Genomic DNA, 24,024 nt, shown 5'->3' with positions numbered 1-24,024 from the left:
CCCTACTTTCGATAAGTATTTACTACTTTATTTACAGCTGTTATTACATCCATTACATCTTCTTCTGTCATTGCAGGGAAAAGTGGTAATGTAATGATTTCCTCATACAACTTTTCTGCATTTGGACATAATCCACGTTGGTAACCCAATTGTGAATAGTAAGGCAGAAGATGAACAGGAATATAATGCACGTTAACACCTATTTTTTCGTTAACTAAAGCTTCAAATATTTCTTTTCTGCTCACCGACAACTTATCTAAATCTAAACGTATAATGTATAAGTGCCAGCTTGATATGCCATTATGATCTTGATATGGAGTTTGAATTTCATCTATCTCTTTAAAAGCCTCGTTATAAATCGATACATACTTCTTTCTTAAGTCAACAAAATTATCAATCTTCTTCAATTGACTAGTACCAAGAGCAGCTTGAATATCTGTCATTCGGTAATTAAAGCCTAAGAACTGCATTTCATAATACCAAGGACCATGATTTTCTATTAACTTTTCAGATTCTCGGGTAATTCCGTGGGATCTAAATTGTATTAATTTTTGATAATACTCTTCATTATTAGTTGTTATAATTCCGCCTTCTCCAGAAGTAATATGTTTCACTGGATGAAAACTAAACATTGTCATACCACTTATTGATCCTATCTTTTCACCTTTATAAGTTGCACCCAAGGCATGTGCAGCGTCCTCAATTACCACCAAATTGTGCTCTTTAGCAAGTTGGTGAATTGCATCTATATCAACTGGTTGTCCAGTGAAATGTACAGGAATAATTGCTTTTGTATTCTCATTAATTAACTCTTCAACTTTTTTGGGATCAATATTATAAGTCTTTGAATCTATATCGGCAAAAACTGGCTTGCCACCTTGATAAAGAACACAATTAGAACTTGCAGCAAACGTCATTGGTGTTGTGATAACTTCATCTCCTTCACAAATACCAGCTGCAAAACAAGCTCCATGAAGTGCAGCTGTTCCATTCGAAAATGCAACAGCATACTTAGCTCCAACGTAGGAAGCAACATCTTTTTCAAATTCACCTACCGCAGGCCCAGTTGTTAAATAGTCACCTTTTAAAACATTTACCACGGATTGAATATCTTCTTCGTCAATCCATTGCCGTCCATATGGTAAATAACTGCTTCTGATTGCTTTATTACCCATATTAAGTAAACTTCCTTTCCATATTTAAATAGAGGAAAATAATTATTACTCTTTAACTAATTCTCTGAGTTCATCAACAGTTAACCAATGGTCATTTACATCACTTATATAGGTAAAGCCTTCAGGTAATGGTTTACCACCGTTTGAAAATTCTTTTCTCCACCAAGGAAATTCTGGTTGGATAACATAGTATGTGTCATATTCTAAAGTTTGGCGAGCATCATCTTCGTTTATCATTGCTTCATGCAATTTTTCTCCAGGGCGAATTCCCACTATTTTTATCTCACATTCTGGTGCAATCGCTTCAGCCAAATCAACAACCTTCATACTAGGAATCTTTGGTATAAAGATTTCGCCACCCTTCATTCTTTGAAGATTGTCAATAACAAATTGTACACCTTGTTCTAAAGTAATCCAGAAACGTGTCATGCGTTCATCAGTAATTGGAAGCTGAATCTCTCCTTGCGCTTTAAGTTTTTTAAAGAAAGGTACTACACTTCCACGACTTCCTACTACATTACCATAACGAACTACCGAGAATCTTGTTACTTTATTACCTGCATAAGAGTTTCCAGCAACAAAAAGTTTATCAGAAGCTAATTTAGTTGCACCATATAAATTAATTGGACTTGCTGCTTTATCGGTGCTCAAGGCTATCACTTTCTCAACACCACGGTCAATTGCAGCCTCAATAATATTTTGAGCGCCATGAATATTTGTTTTAACCGCCTCAAAAGGGTTATATTCACAAGCCCCTACATGCTTTAATGCAGCAGCATGAATTACAATATCTACCCCATCAAAAGCTCTATATAAACGGTCTTTATCACGAACATCACCAATAAAGAAGCGAATTCGAGGATCTGTGTATTCTTGAGCCATTTCATATTGCTTTAATTCATCTCGGCTAAAAATAATAACTTTTTTCACATCGTAGTTTAGTACCTTAGAAATGAATTTTTTACCAAAAGAACCTGTTCCACCAGTTACTAATACCGTTTTACCATTTAAGTTTTTCATTTTTTATCCCCTTTTTAATTAAAGACTAAGTTGCCTTTTTCATTAGTCAAATATTTCTTTAATACTCCTGGATTAAAATTAACTTACTGTTGAATTTCCCCTTGATTTAATTAAAAATACACCATTCATCAATACAAAATAAACATAAAAAGTAACAGAAGTTGCTAATGCAACTGAATTGATCGAATTAAATTTGTTTAATAATAAAATACTGAGTAGAAAATTAAGTAATAAACATATTAGTTGTATAGAAACATATACTTTTTGATTATTAGTAGAGTTGAAATAGTTACCTGCCATTTGTACTAAAGTTAATGGGTATATACCAAAAATTAACATCTGTGCAGCTGTAGTTCCTTCTACATATTCTGGCATAAACCACTTAATAAAGTAAGGTATCAAAAGATAGCTAACAAATACTATAATAAGCATTATGAGCGATAAATATTTATTTACCCTCCAGTACAATTTCCTAATTTCCATGATTTTATTTCTACTAATTAATCTTACAATTTTAGGATAAAATATTTGTGTTAACACTTGTGGAACTAGCATCAATGTAGTAAATACAAATGTACCAACACTATAGTTTCCTAAATCTTCAGGTGTCATAAAAATTGTTAGAATGAACTTATCAGATGCTATCATTAAATTCCATACAATTCCTACTAACAATATTGGAAAGCCGATTTTTATCAATTTTTTGTATTGAGAAAATGTAAATTTTCTTCTATGGATCGATATAACTTTTCTTGCTAAAATAACTTGAAAAGCTATAGCGATTATCATACCCAAATACATACCTTCATAACCTATTAAAAATACTAATATCAAAGTGAAAAACGATTTTGCAACACTCTTAGTGGTTATTAAGTTTGAAGTCAATTTAAAATCCTGTTGAGATTTAAAATACATTTCTACATAGCTTGATAAATAATTTAAAAATACTATGAATGCAGCTAAAAATAACCCTGTTTTATATTCAACATCTATATCCTTAAAGTAAATTAACGAACTAATAAATAACAATAAAATAACGATAAATAAAGGTAATGTAAATAAGAAAGAAAATACTGAATCCCTTATTTCTTGTACTTTTTTTAAATTTTTTCTCTCTAGATAAAATGGTACTTCCCTATTCATTGCATTTAATGTCCCTAATTGAAATAATGGGGTAAAAGTAAAAATTAATGAAATAGTTATCCAGTAACCGTATTGTTCAGGACCCAACATGTTTCTTGTTGAAATACCTACTAACAAAGCTAATACTGCTTTTATGAGAGTTGCAGAACCTAAAGATATAATATTCTTATAAGTGTTAGTTTTAATTATTTTCCTTATTTTCATATAATTTTTCCAATCTCATATATACTTCATTTTAAAACTACAGTAAATATATCTTTATTTTTAGTAGTTTTTATTTAACTTCTTAGATAGAATTTAATAAATCATCTATCTATAAAAGATAAAATTTCTTTTAATTCCTCTACATCGGATGGAATAAAGAATTTATTTTGCCTATAAGTTTTCTTTACTGACTCAGCTAACCTTATCTGCTCACTTGCGAATTCCAAATCTTCTTTAAAAAGCTTATATAGAAGGATTACAATTGGTTCTTCGTCAAATAACAATTTAGGAGTAAGACAAGCAGTAGATAATACAGAAATCAGGACATTGTTGGGTAATTTATTGTTTAAAGTTATTAGCTCCCAAGGAACACTAAACTGATTAAAGATATTACCATTAAAAATATTTTCTTTGGACCTTGGATGCATTTTCACAATGAAGTTTTCCTGACCACATTTCCCAGAAATAACGTTAATTATTTCTAAAACATTCTGTTTCGATATCTTAAATGTTTTTAAGTCTTGTTCTAAATACACAAACTTATATTCATTACAAATACTATATTTTTCCTTGTAACCGAATATTTTATTATATGTCTTTATGACCTTTTCATTTTTTTCAACAGGGTTTAATTTTTTTAATGAAATTTTTTTAAATTTATGATCTTTAATTAACTCAGGTTTATATACATAATAGTTAAATTTCATAGAAGGAACATACAAGAATCCTATTGTTTTTCTTATAGCCACCTGTATTTTACTTTTACTGTCTACGATATTATAACTGCCCACACCTTCTTCAAGAACATCAATTGCGACATTCTTGTTATTAAAATACACACCATTAACAAATGTTGAAATCACCGAAAACAGTTCATAATGTAAGTATGGAATTACCATCCTATCATACTTAATTTTTATAGGTGAGTAGCTATTGAATATCAAACTTAACTTCTTCTTAAATATCAAGTATTTAGCAAACCTATTAACCCCCTTATTCTTTTTTGTAATGTTGTATATTTCTTTATTACACTGTTGATAATTAATAAGAAATACATTTTCAAATAATTTTAAGTTATCCAAGTTACTTTTTATTTCTTTCGCACCTGAAAATGTTGCATTAATATATAAGTCCACATAATCATACTTTTCGATGTGATTAATTCTAAAATTTATAGCATTAAACAGTTGATACGGAGTACTACAAATTATACAAACCTTCAAAACATCACCTTTTCTGATCTTTAATTTAATAATTTTATATTTACTTATAACACAATACACATGCCGATGGAATTAAGTGAACAACAGCAACTATTTAGGTTGCCTTCATTCATATGGATTTCATAAGTGGTTCAAACTTTTTAATTAAAGACATATCTTGATGGTCTTTCATATCATAACTCCATAAGTACTCTATGTTTTTTTGAATTTCTTCAATATCATTATTTTCTAGCATTATTATATAGTCCAAATCCTTTAGCCAAGCTTTATATACCCCAGATATTTTATGATTAGAATTATCCAAAGCAATACAAGGTGTCTTAGTAATAGCACAAAAAATCATCCCATGAAGTCTGTCCGTTAATACTATTTTAGACTTTTTAAATGCTGTCCAAATTTTATATAGTTCATTTTCTCTTTCCTCTATAGATAAATTATTCTTATTTATGTGTGTATCATAATAGGTAACCGAATACTTTTTACTTATTTCCTCAATTAAGGAGCTCTCCTCCTCTTTGTTAATTCTTTTTTCCCCATCTTTTCTTAAACAAAAGATTATCCCTTCCCTATCTATACAGGGATATTGTTTTTCTAAAGATAATACTATATCAGGAGAATATACAATATTATTTTTCAGAAAATGCTCTTTGTACATATTGAATGAATTTTGTTCTCTAGCAGATAGAGTAAGGCCCTTGTGTTTTCCATATATCTTAGTAGCTCTTTGTAATGCTTTTTTGCCACTATTGGTGTTTGAAAAGTCAATAGTCTGTGGAAAAGAGATGATTTTATTTTCAGGAAATTGGCTAATAATAAATTGCCGACAATACTCTATATCATCATACATATCACCTGTATTACCTCCACCCACAATGGTAATAATATCATTTTTATTTATTATTTTTTTTAAAGATTTAACCTCTGTAAATGTCTTGCTAATTGGAAAATCAATTATATCTGCATCTGGAAACTTAGCTTTTAAAAATTCTGTCTGCGCATATGTGATTGCTACATCTCCTAAATTTCCATAGTCAGCAGCAAGTGCAACTACTATTTTGAAGTTCGATCTATTAAAATGGTTAAAATCTTTGTTTGGCTTACTTAGTAACCATTTAGTATATAATTTCATTCTAGTAATAAGTTTATGTGTTTTTTTTATTAACATTTTTAACCCTCCTCTTTTTTAGGGTAATTTGATGTTTTATATAGAAACAAAATAATTTGACTTTGCTTATATTTTACTAGATTCTTTATTAAATTGTCCTTCAATCCAAATACTTTAGACTTTCTTAATATATCTTTTGTAATCTCTTCAACTAGAATCCCATTTAAATAAAATACTTTCTCTTTATGAGTATAATTATTTGCAGTGCTTAGCTTTTTAATAGTTAATTTTAAGTTACCAAATCCTATTGTACCTATTAAAGAGTCTATCCTTTTACTATCAATATTCCATGCAATTAGCAACTTTTCGATGGCCTCTAATGCAATTTTTTTTAATTCAAAAAAGTTCTTGTAGAACTTATTCCCTAAAGTTTCTCTATTTCTTTGGACATAGTGAATTAGCGGAACGTCTATAAATACAATCTTATTAGCATCTAATAGTACAGATGAATTAAACACTATGTCTTCTACTAAAGATAATCCTTTTGTGAATTTGTGATCATTATCTCTAAGTAAATCAATTTTATACATTTTGTTCCACGCGTAACCAAGTATTCCCACTAGTTCTGCAGAAACATTTAAGTTCATAATATTATCTTTATAAAAGATCCCGTTTGTAGGAATATGGATTAGAGAGTTAGTTACTGCTTCACCCTTATCTAGGTAGTCAACATAATAACCCCAAATTACTACATCAGGTTCATGATTTGCCGCTACCTCCATAGCTTTTTCAACCATATTTACTTCTACATAGTCATCGCTGTCAATGAAAATAATATAATCACCTGTTGCATTTAGTAAACCAGCATTCCTAGCATCAGAAAGGCCACCATTTTCCTTATGAATAACTTTTATTCGGCTATCCATTTTTGCATATTCTTCACAAATTTCGGGAGAGTTATCTGGTGATCCATCGTTAACTAAGATAATTTCTAGGTTGGAATATTTCTGATTTATTATTGTAGTTATGCATTTCCTGATGTATTTTTCTACGTTATATATTGGAATAACAATTGAAACTTTACTTAGCAAAAGGACACCTCCGTTCTTATTTAGTATTAAGATGTTTAATGGTATGTTGTTATTCTTTTTTATCTTTTAATAGATCAATAAATAAGTCCTCTACTGATTTAACGGTGTTATCAGTATTAAAATACTTTGAGCGTTCAATGGCTTTTTCTTTGTAATGATTTCTTAAGTTATCATCTTTGATCATTCTTAAAAGTCCCTTATATAGATCGTCTTCATTATTATTAACGATAAGCCCGTATTCATTATTACATCCAAGCATTTCTTCCATCCCTGAACATAATGTGGTTATTACTGGTGTCCCAACTATTAAAGATTCTGTAACTACTGTGCTGTAACCTTCATGATATGAGGAGCATACGAATAAGTCTGCAAATCTTAAAAATTTATAGGGATTATTCTTATACCCCAAAAGGGTTACATAATTTGATAGGTTTTGTTTATTTATATAATCCACAAGCTGTTTTCTTAGTGGACCCTCTCCTAAAATATACAAGTGGAATCTTAGATTATCTTTTACAAGTTTGCAAATAATTCTTAATAGGCGATCGTATCCTTTTTGGTGGGTTAAACTTCCAATAGTAATTAGATTTAGTTGGTTCTTATTTAACTGCACATTATCTATTTTTTCATATGATTTCGCTATTATTTGATCAGCTTCAATAGTGTTATATTTAACAATATTATTATTATTCAAGTTAGTATTTGCTTCAAATATATCTTTAGCTGATTTTGCGACAAATACTGTTGCGTCAAAACTTTGATAACATTCTACAAATTCTTTATAGTTTCTATAAGAATGAACTAGTTTCTTTTTGCTCATCTCATTGTGAATCCAGTTTATTTTCTTTATTTTGTTATTCTTATTTCCACTTACAATCCTAGTTGTTGCTCCTTGCATATAAGAGATAACAATATCATAGTTCCCAGGTACCATTTTTCTATATAAAAAATCTGGCGGAAATAACTTTAACAAGTGTTGGTTCCCTCTGAAAGACCAGTTAAATATATACTTATATTCAACATCTTTGTTTAAATACTGTTTGTTAACACCCTTATTAAACATAGTCAAAAGGGTTATTTTGAATCGAGTTTTATCCATATTATTTACTAGATTCACAAGAACTTTTTCTGCCCCTCCACCAGAAAGATCGTGGATAAAGAATAATACTTTAATCATTTTTTACTCCTTCTATATTAAAGATTTCTAATTTCTATTGAAAATCCATTGGAAATTAACCAACGCTGATGTTTTTGAAACGTCAATATACCAAAAAACTGCATAGAGAATTACTATAATCATTGTTAATAAAAATTTTAGATACTTATCCTTAATGTTTATCAACCTTGGAATTCCTAAAATTGCAAAGGCGTTAGTATAGATTAAAAATCTTGCTAAATAAGCGCTTTGTGAAGTAGCAAGCGCAAAAGCAGCATTTATAAATAATAGATTTACATAAAACAAATCTTCTTTACTTAGTTTAGATTTATTAGTTATTGTAAAATAAACTATCAGTGGAGCAAAGTTAACTAATATCCTTAAAAGATTTACTTCTCGAGTTACGTACTGGGTAATCGCAAAAGAATCAGCTTTTATGTTTTCAATTAGTTCGAATATATAATCATAAGAATAAATAACCGCAAATGAAACAAACATTAACAAAATAATATGTCTAATTTTTAGTATTTTACTTGGCACAAAATATAGTATTATCATACCTAATGCACTATAGTGAAATGTTCCAGCTAATAAAACTATTAGTAAATATTTGACAAAACTTTTACTAATAATATGCCGGTGGCCTGCTAAAAGAATGGCACAAGCAAGATACTGTTTAACTCCATTAAAAGATCCGTGCCAAACACCAATAAAAATAAAAAGTAACATACTAAATGTGTACATGTTACTGTACTTAGATATTGTAATTACAAATAATCCTATTGTAATTAATGAGGATATAAAAAACATAGTTGCATAGTCGTCATAGAATACTTCCGAAAACCATGCTATAAACTTTATACCAGGTTCACTATATGTTAAAAGGTCATTAAAAAATTGATAAGTGTACCTTTGATAATTTAGTGAGTATTGCCAATAATCGGTCCCGACCTGCCACCTCAACCCACTTATTAAAACTAACCATAACACTGTTAAGAATATAAAGAATCTATTATTTTTTATTTGAATGTTATTTTTAATATCCTTTTTTTCACCAAAATATGTTGCCATACAAGAAAAAATAAAAATTATTATAACAGTAATAAAGTAAATTTCCATATAATCATGCTTTCTTATATTTTTTATGAAAAGTAATTGTTTGTAATTATATTTACATTCGCTCTGATATAAGACATCTCAAGGTATTTACTACTTATGTGTAAATTGATATTTCCTATATAAGCTTATTAAAAAATATGGTGTTATACTTTTGATCAAAAAATTAAAAGTAATAGGTATATACCAATATAATGGATAGCCTAACATTTTGAATCCAATCAATCTAGTCTTATAAGAATTGAATCGAACTTTGAATGTTCTCCTTTTAATAGCGTCATAATTCTCCCTTACATAATAAAGAGGTTCAGTTAAATTTCTTCCATTGAATCCTTCTTTATAAAACCTAAACCATAAATCTATGTCTTGAGATCTTTTTGTCCTTTCTGAAACTGTATAGCCTCCTAATCTATCATAAACGTGTTTATAAGTCATTATCGTCGCATGGTTAAAAGGAGTTTTATTTTTAAGTGTAAATTTATCTGGGTTCTGAATGCTATATAGTATGTTATGAGTTCCCTCTTCATTAAATCTCTGCATAGAAGTGCCTATTAAATGTACTCTTTGGTTTTCTCTAAGAAAACTAACCTGTTTTTCAAGCCTAGTTGGGGCAGATAAATCATCACCATCCATACGTGCAATGTATTTACCAGAAGCATATTTAAGACACTTATTGAGACTATAGGAAAGCCTATAATTCTTTTCATTTCTTAATATAATAATTTTATCGGGATATAATGTTTTATATTTTAATAGAACATTATATGTGTCATCCGTGGAACCATCATCGCAGATAATTAATTCCCAATCAATATATGTCTGCATCAGAATAGAATCAATTGCTTCATTTAGAGTATTTGAACAATTATAAACCCCCATGATAATAGACACTTTCTCATTAGTCATAGTTAACATCCTACTCCTTTACGTCACTTAATACTTAATCTATTCTTAGATAATGTGTTCTCCAAGATATATTTTTTTAGTAGTTATTGAATTTTAAAGTAAAGAAATCCAATTTTATAAAAAAGTAATATAGGTTTTTAAATGTTTTCCTTATACCACTCAATTGCAGCCTGTATTCCTCTTTCAAAATTCCAATCTGGATCATATCCAAGCATCTCTTTCGCCCTATTAATATCCGCATTACTATGCTTAATATCACCTTTCCGATCCGGTCCAAAAATAGGCTGAATATCTTTACCTAAAGCGTTTAATAATTGAGCATAAATATCAATAAGAAATTCTCTTCCACCATAAGCTATGTTGTAGGCTTGTCCTGCAGCATTATGACCTGCTTTACATGCTTTCATGTTTGCTTCAATAACATTATCAATGTAAGTAAAATCACGACTCTGCTTACCATCCCCATTAATAGTTGGCTGCTCATTATTAAGTAATTGCTTAATAAATTTGGGAATAACAGCTGCATATGCTCCCTCTGGATTTTGCCTTCTACCAAAAACATTGAAATAACGTAAACCATACGTATCAAGATTATATAATTTTGTATATAACTTTCCATACTCCTCATCTACCATTTTGGTAAGAGCATAAGGTGACAAAAGATTACCTTCTCTTCCTTCTTGTTTAGGGAGATTTGGCTCATCACCGTAAACTGATGAACTTGATGCATAGACAAATTTCTTCACACCATTTTGTCTAGCAGCTTCCATCATGTTTAAAGTACCTTTTATGTTAATCTCTTCATATAATAATGGCATCTCTATACTTCTTGGAACGCTTCCCCAAGCGGCTTGATGTAAAACATAATCGACATCTTCACAGGCTTTCATACATGTGTCAAGATCACGGATATCTCCTTGAATAAATTCATAATTAGAATTATTGATAAACTCTTCTATATTTTCTTTTTTTCCAGTTGAAAGGTTATCAAGCCCTCTAACTTGATAACCCAAATTAAGTATTGCCTCTACTAAATTCGATCCAACAAAACCAGCTGATCCAGTCACTAAAAATCTAGTTCCTTCTGGAAAACTTATACTTTTATATCCCAATTTTATAACCTCCAATATAAAAGACCAGCATTTTCAGCTTCTTCTCGATTAAATAATCCTTTAATATCAATTAAAACACGGCTATTATTACTATCAAAGTCTAATACACTCTCAGATGTCGCTGCAATTTCAGCCATTACTTCAGTATTGATATAATCTGAAGATCCAAACATTGCTATAACATCTTCTAAACATATAGCTTTAAACTCCTCGTGTGGAACTGCAAATATAACTGCGTCCATTTCTTTTATATCTTCAACTTCGTAGAGATTAATTCTATATTCATGCCACAAGTCTTCTTTATCAGCTGCAGGATCCACAACTTTAACTTCTACTCCGTACTCTTCTAATTCTTTAATTACATCTACTACTTTTGTATTTCGTACATCAGGAGTATTCTCTTTGAACGTAATACCAAAAATAGCTACTTTTGCACCACTTATTTGTTTATTTGCCTTAATCATTTTCTTAACTGTGCTTTCAGCTATATATTTACCCATATCATCATTTATTTTTCTTCCTGAAAGAATAATTTGGGAATGATAACCCATTTGCTCAGCTTTATACGTTAAGTAGTATGGATCTACTCCGATACAGTGGCCGCCAACTAGTCCAGGCGAGAAATTGAGAAAGTTCCATTTAGTTCCTGCCGCCTCAAGTACTGCTTTTGTGTCAATGCTCATTTTATTAAAAATAATTGAAAGCTCATTCATGAATGCAATATTTATATCACGTTGTGCATTCTCTATAACCTTTGCAGCCTCAGCCACTTTAATGCTTTCTGCTTTATGCACACCAGCTTCTACAACTAACTCATATACTTTCGCAACAGTCTCTAAGGTTTCTTCATCTTGGCCTGCCACAACTTTTATAATAGTCTCTAGCCTATGAACTTTATCACCAGGATTAATTCTTTCTGGTGAATAACCAACTTTGAAATCTATTCCACACTTTAGTCCTGATTCTTTTTCTAAAATTGGAACACATATATCTTCTGTTACACCTGGGTAAACAGTAGATTCAAAGACAACGATCGAACCTTTTGTTAGGTTTCTACCTAAAGTCCGGCTTGCAGATTCCACCGGTGTTAAATCAGGTGTATGGTCATCTTTAACAGGAGTTGGCACCGCTACAACATGAAACTTCGCTTCTCTAAGTCTCGTTTCATCTGAAGTAAATTGAACCGTTGTATTTTTGATTACTTCATTTCCCACTTCTTTTGTAGGGTCTATACCATTTTTATATAGCTGAATTTTTTCTTTATTAACATCAAAACCAATTACATCAACTTTTTTTGCAAATGCAACTGCTATCGGCATTCCTACATAACCGAGGCCGACTATTGAAATTTTCTCATCTCTAGTAACAATTCTTTCATAGATTGTCATATTTACCACTCCTACATTATATTGTACTGTTTATCTAGTTCCTTTAGTTCCATGTGTTCTAAAATAACATTATTTATTTTATTTACATCAAACATATCAGTTGCTCTTTTATACCCTTTTTCTGCCATTTTTATAGTCATCTCGGGGTTGTCATACATTGTTATCATTTTTTCAGCCAACATATTTGAATTCTTAAGAGGGACCAAAAAGCCATTTTGCCCATCATCTACTGTTTGTCTACAGCCCGAAACATCAGTGGCAATAACTGCACGTCCAATAGCCATAGCTTCAACTAAGACTCTACCTTGTCCTTCATGATATGATGGAAGTGTGACCACAAAACTATCCTCAATAAACGGACGGACATCATCAGTCTTACCCAAATATTCTACAGTACCTTCGTCTGTCCACTTCTTCAGTTCTTCAGGTGTGATTGCCGTAGGATTTGAATCAAACGGACCAAGTATTTTAAATTGCATCTTTGGCCTATTTTCTTTTGCAATTCTTGCAGCGTTCAAGAACTCATATATCCCTTTGTCTCTTATCAATCTGGCAATAAATAGAAAAGTGTCGGAATTTCTTAAAGGTCTTTTATTAAATAAATTCAGATTTATTCCAGAGCTTCCTATTATAATTGACTTTTGCTTATCAATAATATTTTTATTTTTAAACAACTCTAAATCATCATCATTTAAAAAGAATAAAACTTTACATTTTTTAAAAGCCAATTTATACAAAGGTATCAATATTTTTTGTATCATTCTTAACTTAAATGTGTTCCCACGAATAACAGACCCCGCACCAGTCATCAACCCATAGATGTTTTCTACGCCACTGAAATAGGCTGCCAAACTACCATAAATATTGGGCTTTATAGTGTATGATAGAAAAACATCTGGCTTTTCATCACGGAGTATTCGGATAATATCCCAAACTAGTGCAACATCTTTTAAAGGATTCATTCCAGTTCTATTCATTTTAATTGGAAGATACTTCGCACCTAGTTTTAATACCTTATCCTCAATATCTCCATTATCATTTGGGGCACATGCTACTACTTCATGGCCATTGTCAACCATAGCTTTAATCATGTCCCCTCGAAAATTCACCAATGAGGGTCCATAACTTCCTAAAATGAATACTTTCATACCTTCATCCCCCAGTACTTATACCATATCAGTCAATTTTTTTTGCTGGGATTCCAACAAATATACCAGATTCATTTGTGTCCCTTACAACAACAGCTCCTGCACCAATTTTACATCCATTCGAGATTGTTACGTTATTACTTACCACACTACCAATACCTAACCAAGAACCTATTCCTACATTAACTGTTCCTGCTAAATGCACACCTGGAGATATATGAACAAAATCTTCAATTTTATTATCATGATCTACTGTAGAACCAGTATTAATGATGCATCCTCTCCCAATACTTGTACAACAGTTAATAACTACTCCTGCCATAACCACTGTCCCAAATCCAATCTCTACTTGTTCTCCAACCACTGCATTAGGATGAATCAAAACAGGAATACTAGCCCCAACTGTTTCTAGCATTTCATGAACCTTTTGTCTTGTGACATTATTACCAATACCAACAAATATTTCGTACTCATCTAAGTGATTAAAAACATCATCCGAATTGCCAATGACATCTATACCCATTGATGATTTAATACTTTCGTCATCATCTACAAAAGCAATATCTTTCCATTTATTCATTTTCAACGCTATGTCCGCAACAACTTTTCCGTGGCCGCTAGCACCAATTATTAAAAGTTTATTTTTCATAATTCCATTCTTTCCTTTTCGGTTCCCTTAAAGGGCTCGATCGTAGCAGCAGTTTCTGAATTAATACCCTCTCTAACTAAAACCTTTTTTACGGTCAAAAAAATTAACTTCCAATCTTCAACAAATCTTACATTGTCCACATACTCAACATCGAGATTAAATTTATCTTCCCAACTAATCGCATTTCTACCACTAACCTGTGCCAAACCAGATAGCCCTGGTCTGACTTCATGTCGGCGTTTTTGATGATTGTTATACAACGGTAAATACTGCACCAATAATGGTCTAGGGCCAATAATTGACATATCACCCTTCAAAATATTAAGAAGTTCCGGTAGTTCATCAAGAGAAGTGGAACGTAGGAACCTTCCAAACTTCGTCAACCTATCACTATCAGGTAATAACTCCCCTTTAGCATCCTTTTCATCTGTCATAGTCCTAAACTTATACATCATAAAAATCTCTTCATTAAGCCCAGGTCTCTTTTGCTTGAAAAGAATGGGGCTACCTAATTTTGTTCTCACAAGAAGTGCAACTACTAGAAATACCGGACTAAGAACAATAATGGCGATCAATGATAGCATGAAATCCATCGGCCTTTTTACAAATCTTCTATAAATGCCAATTTTGGAATTCCTCATTATTTTATCCACAACCCCTTAATAATCTTTACTACTCTTTTTAGGTCCTCATCCGTCATCTTCGTATCAGACGGCAAACAAACCCCATTCTCAAACAACACTTCCGATATTCCTTCACCCACAAAATCATACTTCTCAAAGAAAGGCTGCAAATGCATCGGTTTCCAAACCGGCCTTGACTCAATATTCTCAGTTTCTAATGCATCAAATATATCAAGAGGTCTAACTTTACCAGTCAATACTATCGAGCTTAACCAATAATTCGGTTCATCCCATTCATTGCTTGGCATGAACTTCACACCCTCAAGTCCACCAAGTTCACTTTTATAAAACTCAAAAATATATCTTTTCTTCTCAACTCTCTGATCTAACACCTTAAGCTGCCCTCTGCCAACCCCAGCAACAACATTACTCATACGATAATTAAATCCTAATTCACTATGTTGATAGTGCCTTGCTTGATCTCGGGATTGAGTGGCCCAAAATCTGGCCTTAGCAATTCTCTCTTCATTATTAGAAACAAGCATACCTCCACCAGAAGTAGTGATAATCTTATTTCCATTAAAAGAGAAGATGCCATAATCTCCAAAAGTCCCTGTATGCTTACCTTTATAGTAAGTACCTAAAGACTCAGCAGCATCTTCTATTACCGCAACATTATGTTTCTTGCAAATTTCCATGATCTTATCCATATCAGCAGATAAGCCATATAAATGAACAACAATGACTGCCTTTACTGCAGGATATTTCTCAAACGCTTCTTCTAATGCTTTTGGGCTCATATTCCAAGTTTCATAATCACTATCGATAAATACAGGGATAGCATTTTGATAGATGATTGGATTTGCAGTAGCTGAGAAAGTTAGTGTTGGACAGAATACAATATCCCCTTCCCCGACCCCCGCCGCTTTAAGAGCTAGATGAATAGCAGCTGTTCCTGAAGACAGTGCTGCAGCAGCTTTAGAACCAACCATCTCAGCGAGCTCTCTTTCAAATCCATTTACGTTTTCACCAAGGGGTGCAATCCAGTTTGTATCAAAAGCTGCCTTTATATATTGCATTTCATAACCTTCATCACTCATATGTGGTGATGAAAGAAAGATTCTCTCTTTCGCTTTTGTTTTCTCCATCTTTATGTCTTCCTTCCTTAGTTAAGGTTATTCATTAGTAGATTAGGACTTAATCGGAATCTACTTTATATCTATTCCAACCAACTACTAAACCACTAAAATTAATTTGTTTTCTATACCCATAGTAAACAAGAAAGCCGAGTTTTTAGTAACATATCTACTCTTTTATCTATTCCTTCAACTCGGCTTTCTCATCTTGTTTGTTAAACCTTACTTTACAGCTGCCATTTCTCGTTTTTCAAACACGATTTCCATTAACTTTTCCCTAAGTACATCATCAGAATGGTTGTGGAAACTTTTGATCAGGGATATCAATTTATTTGTGTTCACATCAACGGTCCGGCCAACATAAATTTTTTCAAACACTTGGCCAGGAAAGACTTCGTTTTCGTTTAACAGTTCTTCATACATCTTTTCCCCTGGGCGAATGCCTGTGAATTCGATCGGTATTTCCTCTTCTGTATAACCAGAAAGTTTAATTAAATTTTTTGCGAGATCCACTACTTTTACCGGTTCGCCCATATCAAGGACAAAGATTTCTCCACCTTTTGCAAGCGTTCCCGCCTGAATGACGAGACGGGACGCTTCGGGAATCGTCATAAAATAGCGTGTCATATCCGGATGGGTGACCGTAACCGGTCCACCTTTGGCAATTTGCTTTTTAAATAACGGAATGACACTTCCCCGACTTCCGAGTACATTCCCGAATCTAACTGCAACGAACTTCGTTTTGCTTCGTGGGTTTAAATCTTGAATGACCATCTCCGCAACCCGTTTCGTTGCCCCCATGACGTTCGTCGGGTTGACCGCTTTATCCGTCGAAACGAGGACAAAGGTTTCTACTCCAAACGTATCTGCTGCTTCCGCTACATTTTTCGTGCCCATCACATTGTTTTTCACCGCTTCATGTGGGTTATATTCCATCAGTGGAACATGCTTATGGGCTGCCGCATGATAAATAATTCCTGGGCGATGCTCTTCCACAATTTCAAATATCCGTTCCCGATCTTGCACGTCTGCGATAATGGGCACAATTTCAATGCCTTGATCTCGATATTGTTCGTTAAGTTCCATATCAATCGTATAGATACTGTTCTCACCGTGACCGACTAACAAGATTTTGCGGGGATTAAATTTCATTAATTGCCGACAAATTTCTGACCCGATGGAACCACCTGCCCCGGTGACCATCACGGTGTTTTCTGTTACATATTTGGAAATCGCATTAATATCTAACTCGACCGGTTCTCTTCCTAAGACATCTTCCACTTCCACTTCCCGTAAATGGTTGACGGACACTTTCCCGGTCATTAAATCTTCAATCTTCGGTATCATTTGTACTTTTGCATTTGTGTCATTACAAATGTTCACAATTCGTTTTAACGCCCCATTTTGTAATGAAGGAATCGCAATGACGATATGTTCAATCTGTTGTTCTTGGACGATCGATGGGATATCGTCTACCGCTCCAACAACAGGTACATCAAAAATGTCCATATTATGTAATGATCGATTATCATCTACAAGTGCAACTGGCTTTAATTCGACATGTTGCTGTTCGTTTTTCAACTGTCTCGTGATCATCGCTCCTGCTGCACCAGCTCCGACAATTAGCGTACGTTTTTGTTGATCTTTCGCTGTTATATAGCGATCACGAACAATTCTCCACATAAATCTTGAGCCACCGATGAACAAGATGTGTAACAACCACGTAATGATTAAAGCGCGACGTGAAAGCGAATAATCATTTAATAAAAATAAAATAAGTCCAGCTGCCAAAATAGATAGTGTTACAGCTTTCACAATCGCAACAAGCTCCCCTACACTCGCATATGCCCACACTTTTTTATATAGTTTATAGCGAATGGCAAATACATGATGAAATACTAACAACGCGACTGCACTAAACGCTACTATATGGAATTCGGTCACAATTGCATATGGGTATAAGAACCAAACAGAAACAAAAATTGCTGTACTAATAATCAATGAGTCTAGCAGGACTAATAGAAATAATCGTGTTCGATAAGTCATTTTATTTCCTCCTTTCTATAAGGTTTTTATTTTTCGATCCTTTTCAATCGTTGTTTGATGGCTAAACCGAGAGCCTTCTCAATTTTATGGACTTTTTCAATCGGTGCGTCTTGCTTTATGTACCGCAATGCTTTTTTGATCGACTTCGGTAATTCCACATCTGCGTGGTGTTCTATGTTTTGCCCTTTACTTTCTTTATACATTTGCATAAATATCCCCCAATTTTCCCCCAATAAAAATACTCAACGGAAAGACACTGTAATAAATGTCCTTTCGTTGAGCATTTTGGTTTTTTATATAAAATCATAAATATAAAAACATGGGCATCAAACCCGACCTCACACTACTCCCTTGACGACAGGCGTCTAAGGTGACATCTTACACCCACGAAGTAACCGAGTGCCCCCATTGATATTGGTTAGGAGACATTACCAAAATGACATTACAACTAAGCATAGGCGCTTTATCCTACACTGGTCTCTATTTTGTCTCCTCGATCATTTTGGTTTCGAATTGTTTCTATATTTCTTCTTTCAAACTACTAGACGCTTTTTATGTATGTCTCTCTTTTTATATAAGACCTAAAAACTTTTTCTTCTTCAGTCGATGTGGTTGATCACCGACAATTACGTTTCCTTCAATTAAGAGCTCCGCATTTTCCGTAAACTCGTACACCATTTGGTTGCCGAACCGTTTTTCAATCACATCGTACGCTTCACGCATATGAAACAGCCGTGATTTCGTATTGTGGGCATCTGAAGCAACAAAGTGGGTTAAATTGTTGTCGATGACATCCAGGGTGAACTTCTGTATCTTCTTGCCAAACTTCCCACAAACACTTGCCGCTGTCACTTGGGTTAAGGCTCCGTTTTTCACGAATGAATACAACAAGTCTGGACTTTGCACAAGAGCGCTATTCCGTTCCGGATGAACAATAATCGGTTTATATCCTGCGACTTGAACATCAAACAAGAGCTGGTTCGCATAGCGGGGTACATGTCCGTGGGGAAATTCAACAAACACATATTTTGTTCCGTTTAACGGAATAAGTTCTCCCTTTTCCAATCTCGCCAACATATCGCCATTTACTCGAGGCTCCTGTCCAGGCAATACCTTCAACGGGATCTGTTCCGCCTGTAATGCTTCATTTAAACTTTGCACAGCAGGTACTATGACATCACGATTATTAATATACTGCCCATCTAAATGATGTGGCGTGGCCACAATCGTATGGATCCCTTCCTCGACTGCCAATTTTGCCATTTTAAGACTTTCGGTTACAGATGAAGGTCCGTCATCTACCTTCGGGATAATATGACAATGAATATCAATCAAAGGAACACCACCTTTCAGCGTATTTAAGCTTGTCTTCCTCTATTCATTACTATGTAAGTAATAGTTTTATATACTAGCATAATTTATACATTTTACCGTTACTCATTCCTTATCAATTGGTAAGGGATAACAATTCATAATCTATTCATACTACAATATATTATTCTCCAACTAAGTCTTTATACCTTGTTTTTTGGTATAAAAAAACCATAATCAAAACAGGTTAATTATGGTTTTTTTACGTTTACCGGTTGCCGTAATAGTAATAGTAGTTGCTTTCCTTCTGTTCCCGATCGTTTAATACGACCCCTAGCATTTTCGCATTGACGTGTTCCAATTGATCCTTTGCCTTTTGCGCAGCTTCGAATTCTGTCTTTTTACTCCGAATGACGAGTAAAACGCCATCACATAAGTTGGACACAATCGTTGAGTCGGTAACAGCTAACACTGGCGGTGTATCAAAAATGATCAAGTCATAATGTTCTTTCGCTGTTTGAATAAACTGTTCCATTCGTTTCGAGCTTAAGATTTCCGATGGGTTCGGTGGGATAGGCCCACACGTAATGACATCCATGTTCGGAACTTTCGTCTCGGTAATAATATGTTCAAATGATTGATCTCCGATTAAATAATTGGTTAATCCGCTGATGTTCTCAACCCGAAAGGTATAGTGCACCGTTGGTTTCCGTAGATCGGTATCCACTAACAATACCTTTTTCTCTTGCTGAGCGAACACAACACCCACATTGGCAGAGGTGATCGATTTTCCTTCTCCGGGTCCGGCCGATGTGACGACGATTGTTTGCAAGTCTTCATCAACCGCGGAAAATTGAATGTTTGTCCGGACCGACCGATATTGCTCTGAGATCGGTGATTTCTTATTAATATGGGAAACGAGGGTACGGGAACTTTTATCCTTCTTTTGCTTTCGACTACGCCTCAAAAGTTCCACCCCTTTTCTCTATGACTGGAATTTTCTTTCCCTTAGCAGATGGACGGTAATCTCCATCCTCAATAGATGAAACAACACCGAGTACAGGTAAGCCCAGTTTCTTTTCCACATCGTCTTCCGTTTTTACGGTATTGTCCAAATACTCTAGTAAAAAGGCAAGTCCAACTCCCACCATTAACCCGAGAACCATCGCAATTGCTATATTTAAAGTAGGTTTCGGTTTAATCGGGGATGGGTTTGGTGAATATTTTGCTTCCGTTAAGATATGAACATTATTCACATTCATTAAATCAGGTACAGTAGATTGGAACACTTGTACAATTGTATTCGATAAATCTACTGCTAGTTCAGGATTTGGATCTTGCACCACTATGTTTACAACCTGTGAATTTTGTTCACTATTAACGGTTACTTTTGATTGGAGTGCGTTTACAGTCATATCGACATTTAAACGTTCGATGACTTGGTCTAAAATCACAGGTGATTTAATAATAACGTTATATGTATTAATTAATTCAACGCTCGACCGTATGTCATTTACATTATATTGAAAATCGGATTCTGACTTCTCCTGGTTGACTAAAAATTGAGAGGATGCTTGATAAATCGGTGTTAACACAAAGTAGCTTAATAGTGCACTAATTACTATGGCACTAACTGTTATTGATAAAATTAATAGTAAGCGCTTCTTTAACGTTTCATAGATTTCCTTTAAGGAAATTGTTTCTTCCACGATGCCACCTCCATAGTCGCTATGTATATTGTTTATTATCTATCATAGCATGGATTCACTTCGTCTCATAGATGGTTACTTTCATAAAAATACCAAAGTTGGCACTTTTCTACATCTTTCGACATGAGTACATATTACCATGAAACGTTTAGCTTTTCTACAATAATATCCAAATTTGGATATTATTTTAAATAACAGCACATAAAAAAGGATATTCTTATTGACCCATGGTAGCCATGAGTACACAGAATATCCCCGATCGAACGCGTATGTATTTTTTTGGAATTATATGACGCTTTTTATATTTATATCTCTATTACATATAGCGTAGCACTATTTTCATAGGTCGACAAGACGATTTTTATGAAATGTCATAATTTTTCCTCAAATGTTGAATGATAGTCTCGACCGATTGCTGTAGAGATAATTTCCCTGTATCGATGATGAGCTCAGGATCTTCCGGTGCTTCATAAGGATCATCAATTCCGGTAAAACCTTTAATCTTACCTGCTCGTGCTTTTTTGTATAGACCTTTCGGGTCACGCTGTTCACATATACGTAAATCACATTTTACATACACTTCAATAAATTCCCTTTCGGAAAATAGTTGTCGAACCTTTTCTCGATCTTCACGGTAAGGAGAAATAAAGGCAGTTAATGTAATCAGTCCTGCGTCGACCATCAACTTCGACACTTCCCCGACCCGGCGAATGTTCTCAGAACGATCTTCCGCACTAAAACCTAAATTATTGTTTAAGCCGTAACGAACGTTATCACCATCTAAACGATACGTTCTCATCCCCTTCTCAAATAGCGCCTTTTCAACGGCTACCGATAACGTAGATTTACCTGAACCTGATAAACCTGTAAACCAAAGTACCATGCTTTGATGGCCGTTTAAACGTTGCCGATCTTCTTTCGTAACCTTTGACTCGTGCCATGTTATATGTTTTGCTCTCATTGTCTTATCCTCCTTGCAATGTTACAAACGTTACAATCGTTACCGTCATAACCATGACTAATAAAGTTAGTGGTAAACCGACTTTGATATAGTCCGTAAATGTATATCCACCTGGGCCATACACGATTAAATTCGTTTGATAACCAATTGGTGTTAAAAAACTAGCAGAAGCTGCAATGGCAATAACCATCGCGAATCCTATTGGTTCCATTTGTAATGAATACCCGAATTGGAGGGCAATCGGAAGCATGATAGCTGCAGCTGCACTATTCGTTATCATTTCCGTCAGTAGATTCGTCGTAATATACAGGATCGTCAAAATTCCAATTGTACCTAATGGAATACTAATCGATAAGATTGCATCGGCGATCATTTGAGCCAAGCCGGTTTTTGATAGAGCGATTCCTATTCCGAAGGCACTTGCTATAGTTAGTAATACTTGAAATTGTATGTACCCTTTAATCTCCTCAAAGGACACCGTTTTTGTTAATAATAAAAGGAATACAACAAAAGCTGCTCCCTGGACCATACTGACAAAATGGAACATGACAGCTATGATCATAATGAGAAACAAAGATAGTGATAACATTCCTTTCCACGTACTTCCTTCAACTTGCTTTGGCTTGTTTAATGGAGAAAGCACATAAAAATCCTTCGCTTCATAATGTTGTTGCAAAAAGTCAGTTCCGGCTAACAACAGCAAAGTGTCCCCCGGTTTTAATTTTATATCACCAATTTTGCTTTGAATTCGTTCATTATTACGGTGAACTGCAACAATACTTGCGTCAAACTTCGAACGGAACCTCGCTTCCTTAATGGTTTGATCCAATAATGACGATTGATGAGACACAACCGCTTCTACTAAGGCAGTATTGCCATTTCTCAAATCATCTAATGACAAATCCGAACCGGTTTCAACGGTCAACCCCTTTTTCGTTTGTAGTTCCGCTAGGGTTGAGATTAGTCCAGTAAATATAAGCCGATCCCCTGCTTGAATCAACGTCGATGATTTTACTGGAGAAATTTTTTCCTCTTTCCGTATAATTTCAATTAAATAAAGACCTTGTAAATCTCGTAACCCAGCATCTTTCACACTATTATTCACGTGACGAAAGGATTCATCGACCGTTAATTCTGCGATATATTGTTTCGTCTCTTCCTTTCGTTGTTTTTCAACCGATTCATAGATTGGCAACAACCGAAAACCGATGACAGATATATATAGGATACCTACGATTGTAATTGGTACACCAATTACGGCTAATTGAAACATTGAAAAGCCATCGTATCCATTGGCGATTAACATTCCATGGACGATAAGATTTGTTGATGTTCCAATTAACGTAATCGTTCCACCTAATGTCGTCACATAGGACAATGGAATCAATAGTTTAGAGGGTGCAATATTATGCTTTTCGCACCATTTTCGTAAGACAGGAGTAAATGTGACAACAATGGGTGTATTGTTGAGGAAGCTTGAAAAAAAGGATAAAGGGGTTAAAAAGCGAAACAACACCCCTTGTTCACTTCGACTTTTTACCAACCAAGCTTGAACAAATCGATCTACAATCCCACTTTTCTGTACAGCACCTGCCACGATAAAGAGAAACCCAATCGTTACCAGCCCTTCATTAGAAAAGCCCCGAAAAGCCTCCTCAGCTGTTAAAACACCCGAAATAAGGAGAACGAGTAAGGTGGACAAAAGTACGACATCAGGTCGAGCAACCTCGGCTAGTAACGCGATAAACATACATGTTAATACGATGAGCAGAAATGTCATCTCGGTAGTTAACATAGGTAAC

22 protein-coding genes are annotated in these 24,024 nt (G+C 34.0%); all 22 read right to left on the bottom strand.

Annotated elements, in window-relative coordinates; genetic code table 11:
* Nucleotides 1-2: 2 nt before the first annotated feature.
* The gene (gene pseC, locus NLW78_RS11865; RefSeq protein ID WP_254497341.1) at nucleotides 3-1,175 is read right to left on the bottom strand and encodes a UDP-4-amino-4,6-dideoxy-N-acetyl-beta-L-altrosamine transaminase; all 1,173 of its coding nucleotides are present in this window, start codon (nucleotides 1,173-1,175) and stop codon (nucleotides 3-5) included.
* 45 nt (nucleotides 1,176-1,220) lie between these two features.
* Nucleotides 1,221-2,195 carry a UDP-N-acetylglucosamine 4,6-dehydratase (inverting) gene (gene pseB / locus NLW78_RS11860; RefSeq protein ID WP_254497340.1) on the bottom strand — a complete coding sequence of 325 codons (975 nt, stop codon included), beginning with the start codon at nucleotides 2,193-2,195 and terminating at the stop codon, nucleotides 1,221-1,223.
* A gap of 78 nt (nucleotides 2,196-2,273) precedes the next feature.
* Nucleotides 2,274-3,542: an oligosaccharide flippase family protein gene (locus tag NLW78_RS11855; RefSeq protein WP_254497339.1), complete on the bottom strand. Its 1,269-nt coding sequence runs from the start codon at nucleotides 3,540-3,542 to the stop codon at nucleotides 2,274-2,276.
* Nucleotides 3,543-3,643: 101 nt separating this feature from the next.
* Nucleotides 3,644-4,678, bottom strand: coding sequence for a hypothetical protein (locus NLW78_RS11850; protein ID WP_254497338.1), 1,035 nt, complete (start codon nucleotides 4,676-4,678; stop codon nucleotides 3,644-3,646).
* Between the two features lie 196 nt (nucleotides 4,679-4,874).
* Nucleotides 4,875-5,930, bottom strand: coding sequence for a polysaccharide pyruvyl transferase family protein (locus tag NLW78_RS11845; RefSeq protein ID WP_254497337.1), 1,056 nt, complete (start codon nucleotides 5,928-5,930; stop codon nucleotides 4,875-4,877).
* 2 nt (nucleotides 5,931-5,932) lie between these two features.
* Nucleotides 5,933-6,961 (bottom strand): glycosyltransferase family 2 protein, encoded by a 1,029-nt coding sequence (locus NLW78_RS11840; RefSeq protein ID WP_254497336.1) that lies wholly within the window; start codon nucleotides 6,959-6,961, stop codon nucleotides 5,933-5,935.
* Between the two features lie 49 nt (nucleotides 6,962-7,010).
* Nucleotides 7,011-8,138 carry a glycosyltransferase gene (locus NLW78_RS11835; RefSeq protein WP_254497335.1) on the bottom strand — a complete coding sequence of 376 codons (1,128 nt, stop codon included), beginning with the start codon at nucleotides 8,136-8,138 and terminating at the stop codon, nucleotides 7,011-7,013.
* A 27-nt stretch (nucleotides 8,139-8,165) separates the two neighbouring features.
* Nucleotides 8,166-9,236 carry an EpsG family protein gene (locus tag NLW78_RS11830; protein WP_254497334.1) on the bottom strand — a complete coding sequence of 357 codons (1,071 nt, stop codon included), beginning with the start codon at nucleotides 9,234-9,236 and terminating at the stop codon, nucleotides 8,166-8,168.
* 90 nt (nucleotides 9,237-9,326) lie between these two features.
* Complete coding sequence (locus NLW78_RS11825) at nucleotides 9,327-10,139, bottom strand: glycosyltransferase family 2 protein (protein ID WP_254497333.1); 813 nt, start codon at nucleotides 10,137-10,139, stop codon at nucleotides 9,327-9,329.
* A gap of 137 nt (nucleotides 10,140-10,276) precedes the next feature.
* A complete protein-coding gene (locus NLW78_RS11820) occupies nucleotides 10,277-11,251 on the bottom strand; it encodes an SDR family oxidoreductase (RefSeq protein WP_254497332.1) in 975 nt (324 codons plus the stop codon).
* A gap of 2 nt (nucleotides 11,252-11,253) precedes the next feature.
* Nucleotides 11,254-12,639, bottom strand: coding sequence for a nucleotide sugar dehydrogenase (locus NLW78_RS11815; protein ID WP_254497331.1), 1,386 nt, complete (start codon nucleotides 12,637-12,639; stop codon nucleotides 11,254-11,256).
* Nucleotides 12,640-12,650: 11 nt separating this feature from the next.
* Entirely contained in the window at nucleotides 12,651-13,787 is a 1,137-nt protein-coding gene (locus NLW78_RS11810) for a glycosyltransferase family 4 protein (RefSeq protein ID WP_254497330.1), read from the bottom strand.
* 28 nt (nucleotides 13,788-13,815) lie between these two features.
* Nucleotides 13,816-14,436, bottom strand: a complete 621-nt coding sequence (locus tag NLW78_RS11805) for an acetyltransferase (protein WP_254497329.1) — start codon at nucleotides 14,434-14,436, stop codon at nucleotides 13,816-13,818.
* On the bottom strand, nucleotides 14,433-15,077 hold the full coding sequence (locus NLW78_RS11800) for a sugar transferase (protein WP_302328532.1): 645 nt from the start codon (nucleotides 15,075-15,077) through the stop codon (nucleotides 14,433-14,435). Before NLW78_RS11800 ends, NLW78_RS11805 begins: the two co-directional genes overlap by 4 nt.
* Complete coding sequence (locus NLW78_RS11795) at nucleotides 15,077-16,207, bottom strand: DegT/DnrJ/EryC1/StrS family aminotransferase (RefSeq protein ID WP_254497328.1); 1,131 nt, start codon at nucleotides 16,205-16,207, stop codon at nucleotides 15,077-15,079. Before NLW78_RS11795 ends, NLW78_RS11800 begins: the two co-directional genes overlap by 1 nt.
* A gap of 210 nt (nucleotides 16,208-16,417) precedes the next feature.
* On the bottom strand, nucleotides 16,418-18,241 hold the full coding sequence (locus tag NLW78_RS11790; protein WP_254497327.1) for a polysaccharide biosynthesis protein: 1,824 nt from the start codon (nucleotides 18,239-18,241) through the stop codon (nucleotides 16,418-16,420).
* Nucleotides 18,242-18,267: 26 nt separating this feature from the next.
* Nucleotides 18,268-18,450 (bottom strand): hypothetical protein, encoded by a 183-nt coding sequence (locus NLW78_RS11785; RefSeq protein WP_254497326.1) that lies wholly within the window; start codon nucleotides 18,448-18,450, stop codon nucleotides 18,268-18,270.
* A 361-nt stretch (nucleotides 18,451-18,811) separates the two neighbouring features.
* Nucleotides 18,812-19,576, bottom strand: a complete 765-nt coding sequence (locus NLW78_RS11780; RefSeq protein ID WP_254497325.1) for a tyrosine-protein phosphatase — start codon at nucleotides 19,574-19,576, stop codon at nucleotides 18,812-18,814.
* A gap of 244 nt (nucleotides 19,577-19,820) precedes the next feature.
* On the bottom strand, nucleotides 19,821-20,519 hold the full coding sequence (locus NLW78_RS11775; protein ID WP_254497324.1) for a CpsD/CapB family tyrosine-protein kinase: 699 nt from the start codon (nucleotides 20,517-20,519) through the stop codon (nucleotides 19,821-19,823).
* Nucleotides 20,509-21,261: a YveK family protein gene (locus NLW78_RS15690; protein ID WP_254497323.1), complete on the bottom strand. Its 753-nt coding sequence runs from the start codon at nucleotides 21,259-21,261 to the stop codon at nucleotides 20,509-20,511. The genes NLW78_RS11775 and NLW78_RS15690 overlap by 11 nt, the downstream gene beginning before the upstream one ends.
* 361 nt (nucleotides 21,262-21,622) lie before the next feature.
* Nucleotides 21,623-22,222: an adenylyl-sulfate kinase gene (gene cysC, locus NLW78_RS11765; RefSeq protein ID WP_254497322.1), complete on the bottom strand. Its 600-nt coding sequence runs from the start codon at nucleotides 22,220-22,222 to the stop codon at nucleotides 21,623-21,625.
* Between the two features lie 4 nt (nucleotides 22,223-22,226).
* Complete coding sequence (locus NLW78_RS11760) at nucleotides 22,227-24,017, bottom strand: SLC13 family permease (protein ID WP_254497321.1); 1,791 nt, start codon at nucleotides 24,015-24,017, stop codon at nucleotides 22,227-22,229.
* Nucleotides 24,018-24,024 lie beyond the last annotated feature (7 nt).

It is taken from the genome of Salirhabdus salicampi (genome assembly GCF_024259515.1).
GTDB classification, from domain to species: domain Bacteria; phylum Bacillota; class Bacilli; order Bacillales; family Alkalibacillaceae; genus Salirhabdus_A; species Salirhabdus_A salicampi.
The sequence above is the reverse complement of the archived record's forward strand: the minus strand, read 5'-3'. Positions and strand labels throughout refer to the sequence as shown.

Coding starts and splice junctions, on each gene's coding strand:
- NLW78_RS11790 (WP_254497327.1), bottom strand. CDS start 18,241: ATGACTTATCGAACACGATTATTTCTATTAGTCCTGCTAGACTCATTG.
- NLW78_RS11855 (WP_254497339.1), bottom strand. CDS start 3,542: ATGAAAATAAGGAAAATAATTAAAACTAACACTTATAAGAATATTATA.
- pseB (WP_254497340.1), bottom strand. CDS start 2,195: ATGAAAAACTTAAATGGTAAAACGGTATTAGTAACTGGTGGAACAGGT.
- cysC (WP_254497322.1), bottom strand. CDS start 22,222: ATGAGAGCAAAACATATAACATGGCACGAGTCAAAGGTTACGAAAGAA.
- NLW78_RS11830 (WP_254497334.1), bottom strand. CDS start 9,236: ATGGAAATTTACTTTATTACTGTTATAATAATTTTTATTTTTTCTTGT.
- NLW78_RS11810 (WP_254497330.1), bottom strand. CDS start 13,787: ATGAAAGTATTCATTTTAGGAAGTTATGGACCCTCATTGGTGAATTTT.
- NLW78_RS11815 (WP_254497331.1), bottom strand. CDS start 12,639: ATGACAATCTATGAAAGAATTGTTACTAGAGATGAGAAAATTTCAATA.
- NLW78_RS11760 (WP_254497321.1), bottom strand. CDS start 24,017: ATGTTAACTACCGAGATGACATTTCTGCTCATCGTATTAACATGTATG.
- NLW78_RS11800 (WP_302328532.1), bottom strand. CDS start 15,077: ATGAGGAATTCCAAAATTGGCATTTATAGAAGATTTGTAAAAAGGCCG.
- NLW78_RS11825 (WP_254497333.1), bottom strand. CDS start 10,139: ATGACTAATGAGAAAGTGTCTATTATCATGGGGGTTTATAATTGTTCA.
- NLW78_RS11795 (WP_254497328.1), bottom strand. CDS start 16,207: ATGGAGAAAACAAAAGCGAAAGAGAGAATCTTTCTTTCATCACCACAT.
- pseC (WP_254497341.1), bottom strand. CDS start 1,175: ATGGGTAATAAAGCAATCAGAAGCAGTTATTTACCATATGGACGGCAA.
- NLW78_RS11835 (WP_254497335.1), bottom strand. CDS start 8,138: ATGATTAAAGTATTATTCTTTATCCACGATCTTTCTGGTGGAGGGGCA.
- NLW78_RS11845 (WP_254497337.1), bottom strand. CDS start 5,930: ATGTTAATAAAAAAAACACATAAACTTATTACTAGAATGAAATTATAT.
- NLW78_RS11805 (WP_254497329.1), bottom strand. CDS start 14,436: ATGAAAAATAAACTTTTAATAATTGGTGCTAGCGGCCACGGAAAAGTT.
- NLW78_RS11785 (WP_254497326.1), bottom strand. CDS start 18,450: ATGCAAATGTATAAAGAAAGTAAAGGGCAAAACATAGAACACCACGCA.